The sequence below is a fragment of the Agrobacterium sp. 16-172Ci genome, from assembly GCF_053522725.1.
This window is the reverse complement of record NZ_JBNWBW010000004.1, coordinates 41,024-60,148: the sequence shown is the minus strand read 5'-3', so window position 1 is coordinate 60,148 and position 19,125 is coordinate 41,024. Positions and strand designations below refer to the sequence as shown.

Annotated in this window: 14 protein-coding genes; 2 read left to right on the top strand and 12 right to left on the bottom strand. The window is 60.9% G+C overall.

The window, feature by feature from the left end; all coding sequences use genetic code 11:
• Positions 1–36: 36 nt before the first annotated feature.
• From ACQZ40_RS06725 to ACQZ40_RS06690, 8 genes are all read right to left on the bottom strand, one after another.
• The gene (locus ACQZ40_RS06725; RefSeq protein WP_448747625.1) at positions 37–2,739 is read right to left on the bottom strand and encodes a DUF4118 domain-containing protein; all 2,703 of its coding nucleotides are present in this window, start codon (positions 2,737–2,739) and stop codon (positions 37–39) included.
• Between the two features lie 55 nt (positions 2,740–2,794).
• Positions 2,795–3,361 carry a potassium-transporting ATPase subunit KdpC gene (gene kdpC / locus ACQZ40_RS06720; RefSeq protein ID WP_374996991.1) on the bottom strand — a complete coding sequence of 189 codons (567 nt, stop codon included), beginning with the start codon at positions 3,359–3,361 and terminating at the stop codon, positions 2,795–2,797.
• Positions 3,362–3,373: 12 nt separating this feature from the next.
• Positions 3,374–5,458, bottom strand: coding sequence for a potassium-transporting ATPase subunit KdpB (gene kdpB, locus ACQZ40_RS06715; protein WP_448747624.1), 2,085 nt, complete (start codon positions 5,456–5,458; stop codon positions 3,374–3,376).
• A 44-nt stretch (positions 5,459–5,502) separates the two neighbouring features.
• Entirely contained in the window at positions 5,503–5,664 is a 162-nt protein-coding gene (locus tag ACQZ40_RS06710; RefSeq protein WP_162934196.1) for a hypothetical protein, read from the bottom strand.
• Positions 5,665–5,673: 9 nt separating this feature from the next.
• A complete protein-coding gene (gene kdpA / locus ACQZ40_RS06705) occupies positions 5,674–7,377 on the bottom strand; it encodes a potassium-transporting ATPase subunit KdpA (RefSeq protein ID WP_142845366.1) in 1,704 nt (567 codons plus the stop codon).
• A 135-nt stretch (positions 7,378–7,512) separates the two neighbouring features.
• The gene (gene kdpF / locus ACQZ40_RS06700) at positions 7,513–7,602 is read right to left on the bottom strand and encodes a K(+)-transporting ATPase subunit F (protein WP_003506089.1); all 90 of its coding nucleotides are present in this window, start codon (positions 7,600–7,602) and stop codon (positions 7,513–7,515) included.
• A gap of 375 nt (positions 7,603–7,977) precedes the next feature.
• Positions 7,978–8,931 carry an asparaginase gene (locus ACQZ40_RS06695; RefSeq protein WP_448747623.1) on the bottom strand — a complete coding sequence of 318 codons (954 nt, stop codon included), beginning with the start codon at positions 8,929–8,931 and terminating at the stop codon, positions 7,978–7,980.
• Positions 8,928–10,379, bottom strand: coding sequence for an amino acid permease (locus tag ACQZ40_RS06690; protein WP_078052064.1), 1,452 nt, complete (start codon positions 10,377–10,379; stop codon positions 8,928–8,930). The genes ACQZ40_RS06695 and ACQZ40_RS06690 overlap by 4 nt, the downstream gene beginning before the upstream one ends.
• A 272-nt stretch (positions 10,380–10,651) precedes the next feature.
• On the opposite strand from ACQZ40_RS06690, the gene ACQZ40_RS06685 reads away from it, so the two are divergent.
• Positions 10,652–12,079, top strand: coding sequence for an aspartate ammonia-lyase (locus ACQZ40_RS06685; protein ID WP_271045226.1), 1,428 nt, complete (start codon positions 10,652–10,654; stop codon positions 12,077–12,079).
• Here the strand turns inward: ACQZ40_RS06685 and ACQZ40_RS06680 are convergent.
• The 4 genes from ACQZ40_RS06680 to ACQZ40_RS06665 all read right to left on the bottom strand — a co-directional run bounded on the left by ACQZ40_RS06680 (position 12,048) and on the right by ACQZ40_RS06665 (position 18,191).
• Positions 12,048–12,764 carry a FadR/GntR family transcriptional regulator gene (locus ACQZ40_RS06680; protein WP_065656538.1) on the bottom strand — a complete coding sequence of 239 codons (717 nt, stop codon included), beginning with the start codon at positions 12,762–12,764 and terminating at the stop codon, positions 12,048–12,050. The genes ACQZ40_RS06685 and ACQZ40_RS06680 overlap by 32 nt on opposite strands.
• Before the next feature lie 197 nt (positions 12,765–12,961).
• Complete coding sequence (locus ACQZ40_RS06675) at positions 12,962–16,033, bottom strand: efflux RND transporter permease subunit (RefSeq protein ID WP_174000313.1); 3,072 nt, start codon at positions 16,031–16,033, stop codon at positions 12,962–12,964.
• Complete coding sequence (locus ACQZ40_RS06670) at positions 16,030–17,115, bottom strand: efflux RND transporter periplasmic adaptor subunit (protein ID WP_174037026.1); 1,086 nt, start codon at positions 17,113–17,115, stop codon at positions 16,030–16,032. Before ACQZ40_RS06670 ends, ACQZ40_RS06675 begins: the two co-directional genes overlap by 4 nt.
• Entirely contained in the window at positions 17,115–18,191 is a 1,077-nt protein-coding gene (locus tag ACQZ40_RS06665; RefSeq protein WP_448747622.1) for an efflux RND transporter periplasmic adaptor subunit, read from the bottom strand. The genes ACQZ40_RS06670 and ACQZ40_RS06665 overlap by 1 nt, the downstream gene beginning before the upstream one ends.
• 303 nt (positions 18,192–18,494) lie before the next feature.
• Between ACQZ40_RS06665 and ACQZ40_RS06660 the strand changes: the two genes are divergently transcribed.
• A complete protein-coding gene (locus tag ACQZ40_RS06660) occupies positions 18,495–19,109 on the top strand; it encodes a TetR/AcrR family transcriptional regulator (RefSeq protein ID WP_065656541.1) in 615 nt (204 codons plus the stop codon).
• Positions 19,110–19,125 lie beyond the last annotated feature (16 nt).

Here is a 19,125-nt window from a genome sequence, read left to right as displayed (position 1 = left end):
TCAGCGGCATAGCTGCTTGTCGCCGGCAATCGCGCCTTAATCATGGTCTATCATCGGCGCATCGGCGGGAACCGGCAGACTGACGGTAAACTGTGCACCGGTGCGGCCCGACCTGTTTTCCGCGCGGATCGAACCGCCCATAGCCTCGATAAACCCTTTGCAGATCGATAGACCCAGGCCCGTTCCCGCCTGCACATGATCCGTCTTGCGCACCCGGTAAAAACTGTCAAACACCCTCTCCGTATCGTCGGGCGGAATACCCGGCCCCGCATCCGCCACCGAGAGAAAGATATTTTTGCCCTGCCGCCAGCCGCGAATCTCGATAGCGGTATGTTCGGGAGCGTATTTGGCGGCATTGTCGATGAGATTGAACAGAACCTGTTCGAAAAGCACGGGGTCGACCTTCAGCATCGGCAGGTCGGAGGGAATATCCAGAACGATCTCATGCCTGACGACGATTTTCGCTGCGCGCGAAAGTGCGGTTCCGACCATATCGCCCACGAAATGCAGACCGTAATTCGGCTCCATCGCTCCCGACCCGATCCGCGTCATATCAAGAAGATTGGAGATGAAGCGGTTCAGCCGCTCGGATTCCTCGATGATCGTCGAAAGCAGTTCGGCGCGGGCATCCGGCGGGATGTCCTCGGCGAAATCCTTCAACGTTCCCGCCGAGCCCAGAATGGCCGCAAGCGGCGTCTTGAGATCATGGGAAATGGATGTCAGCAGCGCGGTGCGCAGCCGGTCGGTTTCCGCCGCAAGCCTTGCCCGGTCGACATCCGAGACGAGCTGGATTCGCTCGATGGCAAGTGCTGCCTGATCGGCCAGGGCATCGAACAGTCGCTGCTGTTCGGGCGTCAGAAGCGGGCCGAGCCGGTCATCGTCCAGCCCCACCACGCCGACGGCGCCGCTGCCGGTGCGCAGGGGCAGATAAAGCCGTTTGGCGCCGGGAAGGGTATCCGCGCCCCTGCCCGCCGCCTTGTTATGTTCCCAGGCCCATTGCGCGGCGGCAATATCGGCATCCACCAGCGTATCGTCCGGCGGATATCCCGCCTTGACCGTGATCGTATTATTTTCAGGTAAAAGCAGAACGATCCGCACCTTCAGCATCGAGGCCATCTGGAAAGCGGCCGCCCACAGCACATCGTCCAGCGTTCCCGTCACCGAAAGCTTCTTCGAGAACAGATATAAATCTTCCGTCGTTCGCGCCCTTGCCCGCGCGGCGGCAGCCTGCCGTTGCACGGCTGCGGTAAGATTGGAGGCGACAAGCGCCACACCGAGATAAAACAGCAGCGCCACGACACTTTCCGGATCGCGAACGGTCAGGGTGTAACGCGGCTCAAGGAAGAAAAAATTGAATGCAAAAGCGCCGAGCAGGGAAGCATAAAGCGCTGGCCCCAGCCCGCCGCGCACGGCGGCGGCCAGAACCGCCATCAGGAACACCAGCGCCAGATTTCGAACATCGAGCGTCTGGTCGAGCACGATGCCGGCCACGATCGCCAAACCGACGAACAGGGTGCTGCTAAGATAAGGCCGTATGGAACGATGCGATTGCGCCGAGGCTGGCTTTGCGGCCTGGCCCAGCTTCTGTTCTTTTTTGTCGCCGGAAATAACGTGAACGCTGATATCGCCCGCATGGTCGATCAGATCATGCGTCAGCGAGCGCTGAAAAATCCGCTGCCACCAGGATTTTCGCGGGCGGCCGATGATGATGTGGGTGAAATTATTGGCGTTGGCGTAGGAGATGATCTCCCGCGTCAGATCGAGCGCCGGCAGGGTCACGGTCTCGCCGCCAAGCTGCTGGGCAAGCCGCATCGTGCCGGCCAGCCGGTCCTTCTCCGCCTCCGACAATTGCTGCGAACGCGGCGTATCGAGATGCAGCGCCGTCCAGGGCGCACGCAGACGATCCGCCTGCCGGCGGGCATAACGCACCAGCCCCGGACCGTTGCCGCCATGATCGAGACAGACCAGAACCCTGTCTCCAGCCGCCCATGGGCCGGAAATGGCATGGGACTGCATGTGGTTGAGCAATTGCTCATCCACCCGTTGCGCGGTGCGCCGCAGCGCAAGCTCTCGCAACGCCGTCAGATTGCCGCGCGAGAAATAATTCTCGATGGCGCGCCGGGCGGTGCGGGGCAGGTAAACCTTGCCATCCTGCAGCCGCTTGATCAGATCGTCTGGCGTAATATCGATGATTTCGACATCGTCGGCCCGGTCGATAATGCTGTCGGGCACCGTTTCGCGAACGCGGATGCGGGTGATCTGCGCAACGACGTCGTTCAGGCTTTCGACATGCTGGATGTTCAGTGTCGTATAGACGTCGATGCCCTGCGCCAGAATTTCCTGAACGTCCATGTAGCGCTTGGGGTGGCGGCTGCCGGCGGCATTGGTGTGCGCCAGTTCATCGACCAGAACCAGAGCGGGACGGCGGGCGAGAATGGCATCGAGATCCATCTCTTCCAGCACCTGACCGCGATAATCGATACGCCGGCGCGCGATGATCTCGAAACCCTGCACCAGCGTTTCGGTTTCCCGGCGGCCATGGGTTTCCACGACGCCGATGACGGCATCCACCCCATCCGCCAGCTTCGCACGGCCGGACATCAGCATTTCATAGGTCTTGCCGACGCCGGGCGCTGCTCCCAAAAAAATCTTCAGCCGGCCACGCGCCTCGCGCCGGGCGTTTTCCAGCAGCGCATCGGGCGACGGTCGGCTCGGCATATCGCGATTGTCGTCAGGCATTTAACCCACCAGTGGTCGAGGCTATGGCTTGCGAACAAGCCATAGCCATTTCAGTTCATGAACCGGCTGCGTCAAGAGCCATGTTGAGCGCCAGCACATTCACGACCGGCTCTCCCATAAATCCGAGTTCCGGTCCTTCGACATGGCGCTCCACGATGGCACGCAGGGATGCCTCATCCACGCCCCTTGCTTTGGCGACTCGGGGAACCTGAAAATAAGCAGCCTCCGGCGAAACATGCGGATCAAGGCCGCTGCCCGAGGCCGTCACCAGATCGACCGGAACCTCGGCCGTCGGATTTTCGGCTTTTGCGGCCTCGTAATCCTGTTTCACCCGGTCGATAAGCTTGGCGCTCGTCGGACCGAGATTGGAGCCGGACGACGAAGCGGCATTGTAACCGTCACCGGCAGCCGATGGCCTGCCGTGGAAATATTTCTCACTGGCAAAGGACTGCCCGATCAATTGCGAACCTGCAACAGCACCATTCTTTTCGATGAGGCTGCCATTGGCCTGAAAAGGGAAGATCGCCTGCGCGAGACCCGTCATGCCCAGAGGATAGGCAAGGCCGGTGATGGCGGTGGTGGCGAGGATGAGCACCAGTGCGGGACGAAGCTGTTTGAACATTGTCTTTACTCCTCAGGCGAGACCGAGCGCCGTGACGGCGAGGTCGATGACCTTGATGCCGATGAAGGGAACGATGATGCCGCCGAGGCCATAGATGACCAGATTGCGCGACAGCAGCGCACCCGCGCCGATCGGCCGATATTTGACGCCCTTCAGCGAGAGCGGGATGAGCGCGATGATGATGAGCGCGTTGAAGATGATGGCCGACAGGATTGCGCTCTGCGGTGTCGAAAGCCCCATCACGTTCAGAACGCCAAGCTGCGGATAGAGCGCCAGGAACATTGCCGGGATAATGGCAAAATATTTGGCGATATCATTGGCGATGGAGAACGTCGTCAGCGCGCCGCGCGTCATCAGCAATTGCTTGCCGATTTCCACGATCTCGATGAGCTTGGTCGGATCGCTGTCGAGATCGACCATATTGCCCGCCTCGCGTGCCGCAACCGTGCCGGTATTCATGGCAACGCCGACATCGGCCTGCGCCAGCGCCGGCGCGTCGTTGGTGCCATCGCCGCACATGGCGACAAGCTTGCCCTTGCCCTGTTCCTCGCGGATAAGCTCCAGCTTGTTTTCCGGTGTCGCCTGGGCAAGGAAATCATCGACGCCGGCTTCCGCTGCGATGGCGGCGGCCGTCATGGGATTGTCGCCGGTGATCATCACCGTGCGGATGCCCATGCGGCGAAGCTCTGCGAAACGCTCGCGAATGCCGCCCTTGACGATGTCCTTCAGCTGCACGACGCCGAGCAGCTTGCCATCGCGCACGACGGCGAGCGGCGTGCCGCCGGTCTTGGCGATCTCTTCCGCAATTGTCCGGATGCCGCGTGCGGCGTCCGTTTCGGTTTTGACGGCAAGCGCCACATTGCCCTGTTGCGGAGCGCCACCGTTAACGTAGGCTAGAACGGCGTCGACAGCACCCTTGCGAATGGAGGAACCTTCGAAATCGACACCGCTCATGCGGGTCTGGGCGGTGAATGGTACGAAATTCGCGTGCAGTTTCTGCATGTCGCGGGCGCGGATGCCGTATTTTTCCTTGGCGAGAACCACGATGGAACGGCCTTCCGGCGTTTCGTCGGCCAGGGAGGCAAGCTGCGCCGCATCGGCCAGTTCCTGCTCGGAAACGCCGGCAACGGGACGAAACTCGGTCGCCTGCCGGTTGCCGAGGGTGATGGTGCCGGTCTTGTCGAGCAGCAGCGTATCGACATCGCCGGCGGCCTCGACGGCGCGGCCGGACATGGCCAGCACGTTGAAACGCACCAGCCTGTCCATGCCGGCAATGCCGATGGCGGACAGAAGCGCGCCGATGGTAGTCGGGATGAGCGTCACGAACAGCGCCACCAGCACGATGATCGGGATCGAACCGCCGGCATAGGCCGCGAAGCTCGGAATGGTCGCCGTAGCCAGCACAAAGATCAGCGTCATGCCCGCAAGCAGAATGTTGAGCGCGATCTCGTTCGGCGTCTTCTGGCGTTCAGCGCCTTCGACCAGCGAAATCATCCGGTCGAGGAAGGTGGAACCGGCGGCGGCGGTGATGCGAACCCTGATCCAGTCCGACAGCACCTGCGTGCCGCCCGTGACGGCCGAGCGATCACCGCCGGATTCGCGGATGACGGGGGCGGATTCACCGGTGATTGCCGCTTCGTTGACGGAGGCGACACCTTCGATGACTTCGCCGTCGGAGGGGATGATATCGCCCGCCTCGACGAGAACGACATCGTTCACCTTCAGGCTGGTACCCGCCACCATCTTGTACTGGCTGCGGTCATCGCCGGTGAGCAGTTTCGCCTGGGTTTCGGTGCGGGTCCGGCGCAGTGAATCCGCCTGCGCCTTGCCGCGCCCTTCGGCGACGGCTTCCGCGAAATTGGCGAACAATACGGTGAACCAGAGCCAGAGATTGATCTGGAAGGAGAAACCAAGATTGGTGCCGCCCATGATGAGGTCGCGGATGAACAGCACCGTTGTCAGCACTGACACCGTCGCGACCACGAACATGACCGGGTTGCGCGCCAGCGTGCGTGGGTTGAGCTTTTTGAATGCGGCGGCAATGGCCGGCACGAGAATGCGAGAATCGAGGATGCTCGCTTGTTTGGACTGGCTCATGAAGAGGCTCCAGCGTTTGAAACGGGGCGACCGATAAAGGTCGATCAGCCCGTGATAACTTCGAGAGCGACAACGGCGGCGACGAGAGCGGCCATCATCGCGAGAATGACATTGGAAGCGCACCAGCCGCCGGGCGTGGCGCTGCCTTTGACGGGAGCGCCTTTGCGGGCGGAGACGATGCGGTTACTTCGGGATTTGTCGTTCATGGCGTCACCTCAGAAGAGCTGGCCTGCCGCCATCACCAGATGTTCGGCAACGGGGCCGAGCGCCAGTGCAGGCAGGAAGGTAAGGCCGCCGACAATCAGGATCGTGCCGACCAGCAGGCCGACGAAAAGCGGGCCATCCGTCGGGAAGGTGCCAGCCGAGGCCGGAACGGTCTTCTTGGTGACCAGCGAACCGGCAATGGCGAGTGCCGGAATGATCACCAGAAAACGGCCCATCAGCATGCCAAAGCCAAGCGTGATGTTGTACCAGGTGGTGTTGCCTGTGAGGCCGCCGAAGGCGGAGCCGTTATTGGCGGCCGCCGAGGTATAGGCATAGAGGATTTCGGAGAAGCCATGCGGCCCCGCGGTGCCGATCGATGCGACCGCCGAGGGCAGCACGGTGGCCGTTGCCGTGAAGACGAGCATGGCGAGCGGGAGGCAGAGAATGGCCAGAACCGCCATCTTCATTTCCTTGGCCTCGATCTTCTTGCCGAGATATTCCGGTGTGCGCCCGACCATCAGCCCCGCCACGAAGATGGCGATGACGATGAAGAGCAGAATGCCGTAAAAACCCGCGCCGACACCGCCGACGATCACCTCGCCCAACTGCATGTTGATCAGCGGGATAAGACCGCCTAGCGCCGTGAAGCTGCCATGCATGGCGTTGACCGCGCCGCAGGAGGCGGCGGTGGTGATGACCGCAAAGAGCGACGAGAGCGCCACGCCGAAACGGACCTCCTTGCCCTCCATATTGCCGCCGGCAAGACCGAAGCTGTGCATCAGCGGGTTTCCGGCCGCTTCCGCCCAATAGGTGACGGCGACGCCGGCGATGAACAGCACGCCCATGGCGGCGAGGATCGCCCAACCCTGGCGCTGGTTACCGACCATGCGGCCGAAGACGTTGGTAAAGGCGGCGCCAATGGCGAAGATCGACACCATCTGGATCATGTTGGAAATGGCATCCGGGTTCTCGAAGGGATGCGCCGAATTGGCGTTGAAGAAACCGCCGCCATTGGTGCCCAGCATCTTGATCGCCAGCTGTGACGCGACGGGGCCGACGGCAATCGTCTGCTGCGCGCCTTCCAGCGTCTGCGCATTCACATAGGCGCCGAGCGTCTGCGGCACGCCGAGCCAGACGTAAACGAGGGTCAGCACGATGCAGAGGGGTAAAAGCACGTAGAGGGTCGAGCGAACCATATCCACCCAGAAATTGCCGATCGCCTTGCCGGAAGCGCGGGAAAATGCGCGGATCAGGCCGATGGCGATGGCCATGCCTGTTGCGGCGGAGACGAAGTTCTGCACGGTGAGACCCGCCATCTGGGTCAGATAGGACAGGGTGCTTTCGCCGCCATAATTCTGCCAGTTGGTGTTGGTGACGAAGCTGACCGCCGTATTGAAGGACAATTCCGGTCCCACGGCCGCCATTGCCTGCGGATTATAGGGCAGCACCGCCTGAAAGCGCATCAGGGCATAAAGCAGGGCAAAACCAAGCAGGTTGAAGAGAAGCATGGAGAACGCATAGGTCGTCCAGTGCTGCTCCTCACGTTCGCTTGTCCCGGCAAGGGCATAAAGGCCGCGCTCGACGGGTGCGAGAACCGGCGACAGCAGGGTGCGCTCGCCATTAAAGACACGCGCCATATAGAAGCCGAGCGGCTTCACCAGCGCAAAAATGATCCCGCAAAAAAGCAGAATCTGAAACCATCCAGTGAGGGTCATGGTATTGAACTTTCAATAAAGCATCGGACCGAAAAGTGTCATGCGGTTTTCGGAAAATCCGATGCTCGGACAGAAAGAGAGAGCGGCGGATCCGATTCCATTTTTCTCTCCGCCGCGCGAACCGCCGCTTCCCGATCAGAAACGTTCGGGGCGAATGAGAGCATAGGTGAGATAGGCGGCGATAAAGACCGTGACGGCGCCGCTCAAGATATAGTCGAATGTCATCGCAGCCTCCGTCTAAAGCCGGTCGCAGGCGCGCGTATAGGCAAAGCAGAGGGCGAAAAACACCGTGGCTGCGCCGATCAGAACAACATCCATCATCGATGGGACTCCTTTTTATTCGAGGAGCCGGACAGGAAGAAAAGCGCCGTCATGTGGGACGTCGCTTTTCACTCTTTCTGGCTGAGAAGGGAACACCATCCCTTCACGCACAGAAGAATGCACCCGAACCGCATAAAGGTTCGAGACGGCCACAGAGGCAATAAAATAGGAATCTTATAGGAATTTCGATGCCCGCCGGTCGCGGGCATCGCTGCCGCTACTTAGAGTTTTGACGCATTTCCGGACGGAAAACCGGGGTCCACTTTTTCTGGAAATGCTCTAAGAGAGCGGGCTATCACCGAAAGCGGAAACGATGGTTTCCGCCGGGCTTTTACCGGCCAGCAGCGCTGCCAGCAAAATGCGGGCCTGGCCCGGGCGAAGCGTGGATGAATGCACGGCGCCCGCCGCGACAAGATCATGCCCGCCGCCGCCGCCGCCATAAGTCGCCACCAGCCGCCCTTCCGGCACGCGGCTGGAAACGATGACGGGAACGCCGCGTTCGGCGCAGCGCTTCACAGCCTCGGCGATACGTGGATTGGCGTTGCCGGAACCGAGTGCGGCAAGAACGATGCCTTTCGCGCCCGCCTGCAGACTTGCATCGATATGGGTCGCGTCACAGCCGGGATGAATGGCGACGATATCGACGCGCTGATCGGTTACCGGGGCGGAAAGCCGCAGCATTGCGGCAGCAGCCAGCGGCCGGGCGGAGCGGAAGGCATCCGCCTCATCCGCGCTCAGCTTATAAAGCCCCCAGGCCGGCAGACAGCGGCCGCCGAAGGAGAGGAGCACGCCTTTTGCGGCATTCGCCTGATCGAGCGCTGTTTCTATGGCCCGCGCCAGATTGGCCGGTCCGTCCGCGTCCTTATTGTCTGCCGTAAACTGCGCGCCGGTGAAGACCACCGGCTTTGTGATGGCCCGCTGCAAATGCACGAGCAGCGAGGATTCTTCCATGGCGTCGGTGCCATGCAGAACCACGATGCCGGCAACGCCGGGATCATCGAGCTCGGCGCCCACAGCATCGCTGATGCGCTGCATGTCTGCCAGTGTCAGGCTGGAGGAATCCTTCGCCATCAGGTCGACCGGCTTCAGCCGGGCGTTGATCTGCGGAACCAGCGCCAGCAGATCCTCACCCGAAAGGCTGGGCGTGCTTACGCCATCGGCACCACGCCGGCTGGCGATGGTGCCGCCGGTGGCGATGACCGCCACCAGAGGCGTTGCGTCCTGCCCGCTCACTGCGATGCTCCCGCACGCTCGTCCGCAAGGCGGTAGATGCGGTCACGCAAGAGATACCAGCCGATGACGAGCGCCGGGATGATGACCAGCAGCGAGGCGATGGTCCAGGAGCCGACGGGATAATCGAAGGCCATCAGCACCAGCACGCCGAACAGGAAGATGAGCGTGAGAATGCCGGTGTACGGCGCGCCGAACATGCGGAAATCCGGACGCACGAGTTCACCACGCTTGGAAAGCTGCCAGAGCTTCAACTGGCAGAGCACGATGACGGCCCATGCGCAGATGATGCCGAGCGCTGAGAGGTTGAGCGCGATCTCGAAGGCCGAAGCGGGAACGACGGCGTTCAGCGCCACACCGAGAACGGTGACGACGGCGGTCACCGCGATGCCGCCATAGGGCACGCCGTTCTTGTTCATCTTCGCAAGTGCTGCCGGCGCCGAGCCGGAAACCGCCATCGAGTGCAGGATGCGGCCGGTGGAATAAAGCCCGGCATTGAGCGAGGACAGCACGGCGGTCAGAACGACGAGGTTCATGATCACGTCAGCGCCCTGCACGCCGATGGAACCGAAGAAGGTGACGAAGGGGCTCTCGCCGGCCTTGTAAGCGGTATAGGGCAGAAGCAGCGCGAACAGCAGCACCGAACCGACATAAAAGACCACGAGACGCAGGACCACGGCGCGGATGGCGCGGGGCATGACCTTGCGCGGGTCTTCCGTCTCGCCTGCCGCCGTGCCGATCAGTTCGATGGAGGCGTAAGCGAAGACGACACCCTGTATGATGACGAAGGCTGGCAAAATACCGTTCGGGAAGAAACCGCCATTATCGGTGATGATGCTGAAGCCGGTGACATGGCCTTCGATGGGGGTGCCGAAGATGACGAAATAAATGCCGACCACGAGGAAGATCGCAAGCGCCAGCACCTTGATGAGGCTGAACCAGAATTCAAGCTCACCGAAGACCTTCACCGACAGCATGTTCATGGCCAGCACGACCAGAAGCGCCGTCATCGCGAAGACCCACTGGTCGATACCCGCAAGCCACGGAACATATTGCTTGAAGAAATTCATGTAGAGGGCAACGGCGGTCACATCCGCCACAGAAGTCATGGCCCAGTTCAGCCAATACATCCAGCCGGCCGCGAAGGCCATCTTCTCGCCGTAGAACTCACGGGCATAGGACACGAAGGAACCGGAGCTCGGACGGTGCATGATCAGTTCGCCGAGCGCGCGCAGCACCAGAAAAGCGAAGAAGCCGCAAAGCGCATAAACAAACACCAGCGCCGGGCCTGCCTGTGCCAGACGCCCGCCCGCACCGAGGAAAAGCCCGGTGCCGATGGCGCCGCCAATGGCGATCATCTGAATCTGACGCGGCTTGAGGGCCTTGTGGTAACCGAGATCTTCTTCGACGAAGACCTCACGATCGGCAGACGCCGTTTTCCCAGAATGCATGGATATTTATCCTCCCGATAAAGTGCTTGCAGTCGGCGATAAGCCGGAAATGAAAATGAAACTGGCACAGTCCGCGCTGGAATATGGCCAGCATGCATGCTCATGCGCGCTGTAAAGCTGCATGACAGATTTTCGCCCCTCATAATGGCAGATAATGCCGTTCGTCAAGCGTATTCGATATGATTGACCTTCTCCTCCACCCCAATTAAGGTCAAAAATCTGTAAGACAGCTTTACAGATATAGCAACGCTTAAAAGCCAGTGGAGGAAAAAGTGAGCGTGACGCGCAAGGAGCATGATTTGCTCGGGACCAAGGAAATTCCGGCGGATGTCTATTGGGGCGTGCACACGGCACGCGCTGTGGAAAACTTCAAGATCACCGGGGTGACCATCGGCCACAACCCCTATCTCGTCCGGGGACTGGCCTATGTGAAGGAGGCGGCGGCACGCGCAAACCACGAGCTCGGCCTTCTCGACACGGAACGCATGGAAGCCATCGCCGAGGCCTGCCGCGAAATCCGCGCCGGCGCGCTGCATGAGCAGTTCGTGGTGGATGAAATTCAGGGCGGAGCCGGCACTTCCACCAACATGAACGCCAATGAGGTCATCGCCAACCGTGCGCTCGAACTGCTCGGACGCGAAAAAGGCGATTATGCCCGCCTTCACCCCAATGACCATGTCAATCTCAGCCAGTCGACCAACGACGCCTATCCGACCGCGATCAATGTCGGCCTGATCGAGGCGATCGACGATCTGGCGGCTTCCATGGGCGTGCTGAAGGATGCCTTCGACCGCAAGGCGCAGGAATTTGCCGGCTTCGTCAAGATCGGGCGAACGCAATTGCAGGACGCCGTGCCGATGACGCTCGGCCAGGAATTCCGCACCTTCGTGGTGATGCTGGGAGAAGATCAGGCGCGCCTCATCGAATCCGCAGCACTTCTGCACGAGATCAATCTCGGCGCCACCGCCATCGGTACCGGGCTGAATGCACCGCGTGGTTATGCCGAGCTTGCCTGCCAGCATCTGGCGGAACTGACCGGACGACCTCTGGTGACGGCGGCAGACCTCATCGAAGCCACCCAGGACCCCGGCGCCTTCGTGCATCTCTCCGGTGTGCTGAAACGCGTCGCCGTGAAGCTGTCGAAAACCTGCAACGACCTTCGCCTGCTCTCTTCCGGCCCGCGCGCCGGGATTGGCGAAATCACCCTGCCCTCCGTTCAGGCGGGTTCCAGCATCATGCCAGGCAAGATCAATCCGGTCATTCCGGAAGTGGTCAATCAGGTGGCCTATGCGGTGATCGGCAATGACATCACCATCACCATGGCCGCTGAAGCCGGGCAGTTGCAGTTGAACGCTTTCGAGCCAATCATCGTGCGCGCGCTTTCACAGAGCATCAGCCAGCTCAGCGCCGCCTGCCGCACGCTGGCGGAACGCTGCGTCGACGGCATCGTCGCCAATCCGGCGATCATGGCGCAGCGCGTGGAAGAATCCATCGGTCTCGCCACCGCGCTCAACCCGTTGATCGGTTATTATGCGGCGACCGAAGTGGCGAAGGAAGCACTTGCCAGCGGCCGCACCGTGCCGCAGGTGGTTCTGGAACGCGGTTATCTCACCGATGCGCAATTGCAGCAGGCGCTGAGCCCGCGGCACCTTGCCAACTTGCCCGCCGTCACGGCTGGCGAAGCCGATCTTCGCCAATAATCGTGGTCACCACCTGCTTCACCTGCCCAAGGTGAAGCTCCATCGCCTCCCGCGCCTCAGGCGCTGAACCCCGCCGGATCGCCTCGACGATCCGGCGGTGCTCGAAATTCGAGGCAACGCGTCGGCCGGCCATCAGGTTGACCATCTCTGACTGTTGGGACAGCGCCTCACGGGCATCGGCCACCACCTTGGCAAACAGCCTGTTGGCCGAAGCTTCCGCAATGGCGCAATGGAATTGCCCATCCAGCAGCACCCAGGGATGCGGCCTTTCTTCGGCTTCCATCCGATCACAGAGGTCAAGCAGGACTTCCAGCTGGGCATTCGTTCGCCTCAACGCCGCCCAACCGGCCGCAGGAACTTCGATGAAGGGGCGGGCCTCAATCAGATCGCGGGCGGAATAGGCGCCGTAATTCAATTCGGAAGGCGGGGTCGGCGTCATCACATAGGTGCCGCTTCCGGTGCGGGTCTGTGTCAGCCCCAGGGTCTGGAGCGACCGCAAAGCCTCGCGAATGATCGGCCGGCTGACGCCATATCGGGCGGCCAGATGGGCTTCGGAAGGCAGCCGGGTGCCGACCGCAAGCTGCCCCGAGGTGATGGCGGAACGGATATCATCGAACACAGCTTCTGCGGCATTCTTGCGATTGATCGGCTGCGCATCCGACAGCCAATCCGACAACCCGCCCATCTTCAAACCCTCCGCACTCTCAATATGTTCGCAATATCAACGCAAAACCAGACAACCGCCCAAACGTAAAGGACGGCCGCCGCTCTCGCGGCCAAGCCGACCTTCCTAACATTATCCTGCCCGCCGGAACAACGACGGCGGATATTTTTGTTGGAGCGAGGGTGCAGTATCGCCGCACCCTCGCTCCGCGTCAGATATTACGCCTTTATTTCCGCTGCCTCCGGCTTGTCATCCTCACGCGGGATGCGGAACCACGCGACATAGAGCGCCGGCAGGAAGAGCAGGGTAAGCGCCGTACCCACCACAATGCCGCCCATCATCGCATAGGCCATCGGCCCCCAGAAGATTTCCCGGGAGATGGGGATGAGGGCAAGTGTGGCCGCCGCCGCCGTCAGCATGATCGGCCGCATGCGGTGCTCGGTCGCCTCGATGACGGCACGCCATGCCGAGACCCCTTCGCTTCTCAGATGCTCGATCTGCACGACGAGGATGACCGAGTTGCGGATCAGGATACCGATCAGCGCTAGCACGCCGAGAATGGCGACGAAACCCATCGGTGCATTGGAGAAGAGCAGCGCCACCACAACGCCGATCAGGGCTGTCGGCGCCACGGCAAAGACCAGGAACAGCCGGCTGAAGCTCTGCAACTGGATCATCAGGATGGTCGCCATTGCAAACAGCATCATGGGCACGACAGCGACGATCGGCGCTTGCGAATCCGCGCTGGATTCCACCGAGCCGCCCGTCTCCAGCGTATAGCCGACGGGAAGCGTTTTCTGGAACGCCTCGATGTTCGGCTTCAGCTGCTCCACAATCGTTGCTGGCTGCGTTGGACCGATAATGGCAGCCTTGACGGTGACAGTGGGGATCCGGTCGCGACGCCAGATGGTCGGCTGCTCCAGCTCATAACGGAAATTGGCGATTGCCGAGAGCGGCACGGCCTTGCCGTTGGTTGCCGGCAATTGCAGGTTCTGCAAGGTCTCGATGGAGCCGCGCTCCGAAAGCTGCGCCCGCGCCACCACGTTAACGAGGTAGATATCGTCCCTCACTTGCGTGACGGTGGAGCCTTCGACAATGCTGTTCATGGCATTAGCGATGTCTTCCGACGAGACGCCGAGTTGCCGGGCCTTGTCCTGCAGAACATCCACTTTCACCACGCGCGTCGGCTCGTTCCAGTCCATGACCATGTTGGAAAGCAGCCGGTGTTCGCCGACGATGCCCGACAATTGCTGCCCGAGCTCGCGCACCTTCTGGATATCCGGACCGCTGAGGCGATATTGTACCGGCTTTCCGACCGGAGGACCGATATCGAGCAGTTTCACGAAGGCGTCGGTGCCGATAAAAGTCTTGTTCAGATAGTCCTGCAACTCGGCGCGCACCTTGTCACGCACATCCAGCCCCTTGGTGACGATGACCGTCTGGCCGAAGGTGACATCCGGCGTCTGCACGTCGAAGGACAGGATGAAACGCGGCGCGCCTTCGCCAACATAGGTTGTCCAATGGTCGATGTCCGGATTCTTGGAGAGCATTTCCTGCTCGAACTGCGCCATCTGCCGGTTGGTCTCGGCAATCGAACTGTTCTGCGGCAGGTTCCAGTCAACGATCAGCTCCACGCGGTCGGATGACGGGAAGAACTGCTGCTGCACAAGGCCCATGCCGCCGACGGAAAGGCCGAACAGCGCGATGGTAAGGATGATCGTCACCCAGCGCCAGCGCAGCGCCCGGCCGAGAAGCCACGAAAAGGCGGAGGCAAAACGGCCCTTTTTCTCATGATGCGATTTCATCGTCTTCGGCAGGATCGTCACGCCGAGCAACGGCGTGAACAGGACCGCGACGATCCATGACACGATCAGCGAAACGGCGATCACCACAAAAAGCGTGAAGGTGAATTCACCCGCCGCGCTGTTGTTGAGACCGACCGGAATGAAGCCGGCAACCGTGACCAGCGTACCGGTCAGCATCGGGAAAGCGGTCGAGGTGTAAACATAGGTCGCCGCTTTCCTGAGATCGTCTCCCACTTCAAGCCGCGCGACCATCATCTCAACGGCGATCATCGCATCGTCGACGAGAAGCCCGAGCGCGATGATGAGGGCGCCCAGAGAGATACGCTGCAGAGAAATGCCGGTATATTCCATGTAGACGAAGGTGATCGCCAGCACGAGCGGAATGGAAACCGCAACCACCATGCCGGCCCTGAGGCCAAGGCTGATGAAGCTGATGACGAGAACGATGGCGATGGCCTCGAACAGCGCCGAGGTGAAGCCCGAGACTGCCTCATCGACCACGGCCGGCTGATCGGACACGCGATGCACATCGACACCAACAGGCAGATCCGCAACCACCCGCTTCATCTGCGCATCCAGCGCCTCGCCGAAGTGCAGCAGGTTCGCGCCGGTTTTCATGCCGATCGCAAGGCCGATGGCCGGCTGGCCGTTAAAGCGGAACAGCGAGGACGGCGGATCGACATAACCGCGCCGGATCGTCGCCACTTCCGTCAGAGGGAAGAACCGGTTGTTGACCCGCAGATTGATGGACCGCAGGCTGTCTTCCGAGGTGAACTGGCCGCTGACGCGCAGCGCCACGCGCTCAGGCCCGGCATTGACGAAGCCGGATTGCGTGACGGCGTTCTGGGCTTGCAGCGTCTTGATGATCGATTGCTGGTCGATGCCGAGCGCCGCGATCTGCCGCGTGGAGAACTCCAGATAGATCGTCTCGTCCTGTGCGCCGATGACATCGACCTTGCCGATATTGTCGACGGTCAGCACCTTCGCACGCGCATCCTCCACCAGATCGCGCAATTGCCGCTGGCTGAGACCGTCGCTGGTGAAGGCGTAGATATTGCCATAAACATCGCCGAAGCGGTCGTTGAAGAAGGGACCGACAACGCCCGAGGGGAAATCGCCCTTGATGTCGCCGATCATGTTGCGCACCCGCACCCAGGTCGGCTCCACGTTGCGCGCCTTGGTTTCCGGCACCAGCTCCACAAAGATCGTCGTGCGGCCGGCCACCGTCTGGCTGCGCAGATGATCGAGATTGTCGAGTTCCTCGAGTTTCTTCTCGATCCTGTCGGTCACCTGCCGCGCCACTTCTTCGGCGGAAGCGCCGGGCCATTGCGCGCTGATCACCATGGTCTTGATGGTGAAGTTCGGATCTTCCTCGCGACCGAGGTTGAGATAGGAGAAAACGCCGGCAAGAACGAAAACCAGCATGAAGTACCAGACGAGCGAACGGTGTTCGAGCGCCCAGTCGGAGAGATTGAATTTCTTCACTGACGGACCTCCTGATCGATCCTGATGGCCTGTCCATCCTTGAGCTTGTGAACGCCGGCGCTGGCAACACGTTCGCCGGGCTTGACGCCGCCGGTGATGCGCACGCTGCCGCCTTCGGCTGGCTCACCCTCTATCGTGACCGGGCGGAGCGTTACCGTTGCCGTATCGGCATTGACGATCCAGACACCCCATCCATTGTCGGTTTTCAGCAGGGCAGATGACGGAAGCATGATCTGCGGTTCGGATGCGGCAAGCACCGAGGCCGTGACGACGGAACCGAGCCGGAATGCCGGCGGCGCATCCTGCAGGCTGATCTTCGTGCGGCGCGTGCGCGTCGCCGTTTCGGCTTCCGGAGCAATCTCGCGCACCACACCGGTGGTGCGAATTTTCGGGTCGAGCTGAAGGGCGATCTCGAAGGCGGAGCCGATCTCCAGACGCTGCGCCGCAAATTGCGGAACATCGACCACCACATCGCGCACTTCCGGGCGGGCAATCGTCACGACCGTTTGCCCGGCCGAGACGACCTGACCGATTTCGCCCGAAGTTGCCGTCACCACACCGTCAAATTCCGCATGCAGCTGCGCATAACCCAGCTGCTCCTCGGCCTTGTCCAGATTGGCGCGGGCCTTGGCGACGGACGCATTGGCGGTGCGGGTGGCCTGCTCGGCCTCTTCCAGTGCCGCTTCCGTGCCGCTGCGGGCTTCCGCCAACACGCGCTGGCGCTGCTCGGTCGTCACTGCATTGGCCAGCTGCGCTTCCGCATTGGAGAGGTCGGATTGCGCGCTCTTCACCGCAAGCTCGAGCGCGAGCGGATCGATTGACGCAACCACGTCGCCCTTCTTCACCAGATCGGCCACATCGACATTGCGGGCGATAATGCGCCCGAGCACGCGAAAGCCGAGATCGGTCTGAATGCGCGATTCCACCGTGCCGGTCAGACGCAGGGCATCTGCCGGCTTCTGTTCCACGACGACGGAAAGCACCGGGCGCGGCGCCTCGGCGGCGGCTTCCTGCTTGTCCTCGCAGGAGGAAACCGCAATCGCCACAGCCACCAAAAACAAGCTTTTGTATATACTGGACATTATTGTGCCTGCCCCTTTTCATAGGCGACCTTTTCACCGGCGCGGAGAAATTTGGTGCCGACGGTGACGACGAGATCGCCGGGATTAAGCCCCTGCGTGATGACGAATTGACCCGTCTCGTAGTCAGCGACCTCAACACGCCGCATGGCGATTTCCGAAGATTGCGGATCGACTACCCAGACGGCGGGTAAGCCATCCTGCGACGTCATCGCCGACCACGGAAGCTCAATCGCATCGACCTGTTTGAAGCGGAAATGGCCGGATACGGGCGCACCGAGCGGCATGGTCATATCGCCGTTCAGGCCGACCTTGACCCTGATCGTTCCATTGTCCGGGTCGATCGTCGGAGAAATCTCCCGCACCGGCGCCACAACGCTGCGGGCGGGGTCCGACAGGAGGTTGACATTGACAAGATTGTCGATATCACGCTCGAGGAACAGGGATTCATAAACATCGAAAACCGCATCGCGCGGCCCGTCATGCGCCAGCGTGAAGACGAGCTGGGCGGCCTGCGCCACCTGGCCGACTTCGACATTGCGCGCGGTGATAACGCCATCCGCATCCGCCCTGAGTTCGGTATAGGACAGGGCATCGCGCGCCGTATCGAGCTGCGCCTGCGCCGATCTCACCGCCCCTTGCGTCGTGAGAAGGGTTTCCTGAGCCTTGTCTACCGCCGAACGCGAGGTCACCTGCGTCTTGAAAAGACTTTGCTGACGGTCGAACGTCAATTGCGCCTGCGTCTGCTGCGCTTCCGCTGATTGCAGGTTGGCCAGGGCGACATCGAGATCGGCCTTCTGCTCTTCGGGATCCATGCGGGCAAGCAATTGCCCGGTCTTCACCCGCGCGCCCACATCCACCAGCCGCTCGGTGATCTTGCCGCTGACCCGGAAGGACAGGTCCGTCTGGACCCGCGCCTTTACTTCGCCCGTGATGACGCTGCCGCGATCAACGGGCTTTTTTTCAGCCGCGACCACATCGACGGTGCGGAGGGGCTTTTCGGCGGGGGGCTCTTCATTGCTGCAGGACGACAGGGCGAAAATACCGCCAAGCGCCGCCGCGATAAGAATGGTTCTCATGGTGACCTCTTGATCTTCGCCTCATCCTATAATATTTGACTGACTGAATAGTCAATGAAATTCTTATGCCGCTGATCGGGGAGCTGTCCGGAGTATCGGCACGGGTTCCCGAATGATCATTCTCGTCGTCCGGCTCATACCTGCGGGCGCATTGGCAATGTTCCGGCATAGTGAAGCATGCGCGCGCCTTCACAAAAATCGTTCCGGTTTTTGCGCCGGTGCTATAGGCAAACCCATCTCTCATTTCCGCCAATCGCGACGGACAGAAGGGCACGCGTCGAAAATAAAGAAGGATCCGGGGCCATGGCGAAAACAAAACTGACACGTGCAGAACAGAAGATACAACGTCCGTTGCAAATTCTCGATGCCGCATTCGAGGAATTCACCAAAAGGGGATTTACCGCGACGCGGGTGGAAGACATCGCGGAACGGGTGGGGGTGACGAAAGGGACGGTCTACGTCTATTTCGAAACCAAGGAGGCGCTCTTCGAAGCGATGGTCAAGCACGCCTCCCTGCCATTCCAGGAGGCGTTCAATGCCTATACGCATACATCCGACGACCCGGTCGAGGAGCTTCGCCTGCTGCTGGAATTCCTGTTCGATTCCCTCGTCGACAACAAGAAGATGCGGGAACTGTTCCGCCTGATCCTTGCGGAAGGCGCAAAATTTCCCGATCTCATCGACCAGCACCATGACACGTTGATGGCACCGGTCTTTACGCGCATCGATACGGTCCTCGAGGAGGGCGTGGCGAAAAAAAGGTTCAGGGCCAATCCTCCCGAACTCGCCAAAGTGGTGATGTCACCCATGGTCGGAACATTGGTGTTTCGGCTGATTTTCAACGACCGGCGCATTCTGGACAGACAGGCTGTCCTGAAAATTCATCTCGATCTGATCATGCGTGGGCTGCTGGCATAGGCATTATTTTTCGCGG

Bases quoted from the DNA above. Each gene is read 5' to 3' on its own strand.
- ACQZ40_RS06710 (WP_162934196.1), bottom strand. From the start codon at position 5,664: ATGAACGACAAATCCCGAAGTAACCGCATCGTCTCCGCCCGCAAAGGC.
- kdpB (WP_448747624.1), bottom strand. From the start codon at position 5,458: ATGAGCCAGTCCAAACAAGCGAGCATCCTCGATTCTCGCATTCTCGTG.
- ACQZ40_RS06660 (WP_065656541.1), top strand. From the start codon at position 18,495: ATGGCGAAAACAAAACTGACACGTGCAGAACAGAAGATACAACGTCCG.
- kdpA (WP_142845366.1), bottom strand. From the start codon at position 7,377: ATGACCCTCACTGGATGGTTTCAGATTCTGCTTTTTTGCGGGATCATT.
- ACQZ40_RS06665 (WP_448747622.1), bottom strand. From the start codon at position 18,191: ATGAGAACCATTCTTATCGCGGCGGCGCTTGGCGGTATTTTCGCCCTG.
- kdpF (WP_003506089.1), bottom strand. From the start codon at position 7,602: ATGACATTCGACTATATCTTGAGCGGCGCCGTCACGGTCTTTATCGCC.
- ACQZ40_RS06680 (WP_065656538.1), bottom strand. From the start codon at position 12,764: ATGGGCGGGTTGTCGGATTGGCTGTCGGATGCGCAGCCGATCAATCGC.
- ACQZ40_RS06670 (WP_174037026.1), bottom strand. From the start codon at position 17,115: ATGTCCAGTATATACAAAAGCTTGTTTTTGGTGGCTGTGGCGATTGCG.
- kdpC (WP_374996991.1), bottom strand. From the start codon at position 3,361: ATGTTCAAACAGCTTCGTCCCGCACTGGTGCTCATCCTCGCCACCACC.
- ACQZ40_RS06725 (WP_448747625.1), bottom strand. From the start codon at position 2,739: ATGCCTGACGACAATCGCGATATGCCGAGCCGACCGTCGCCCGATGCG.
- ACQZ40_RS06690 (WP_078052064.1), bottom strand. From the start codon at position 10,379: ATGCATTCTGGGAAAACGGCGTCTGCCGATCGTGAGGTCTTCGTCGAA.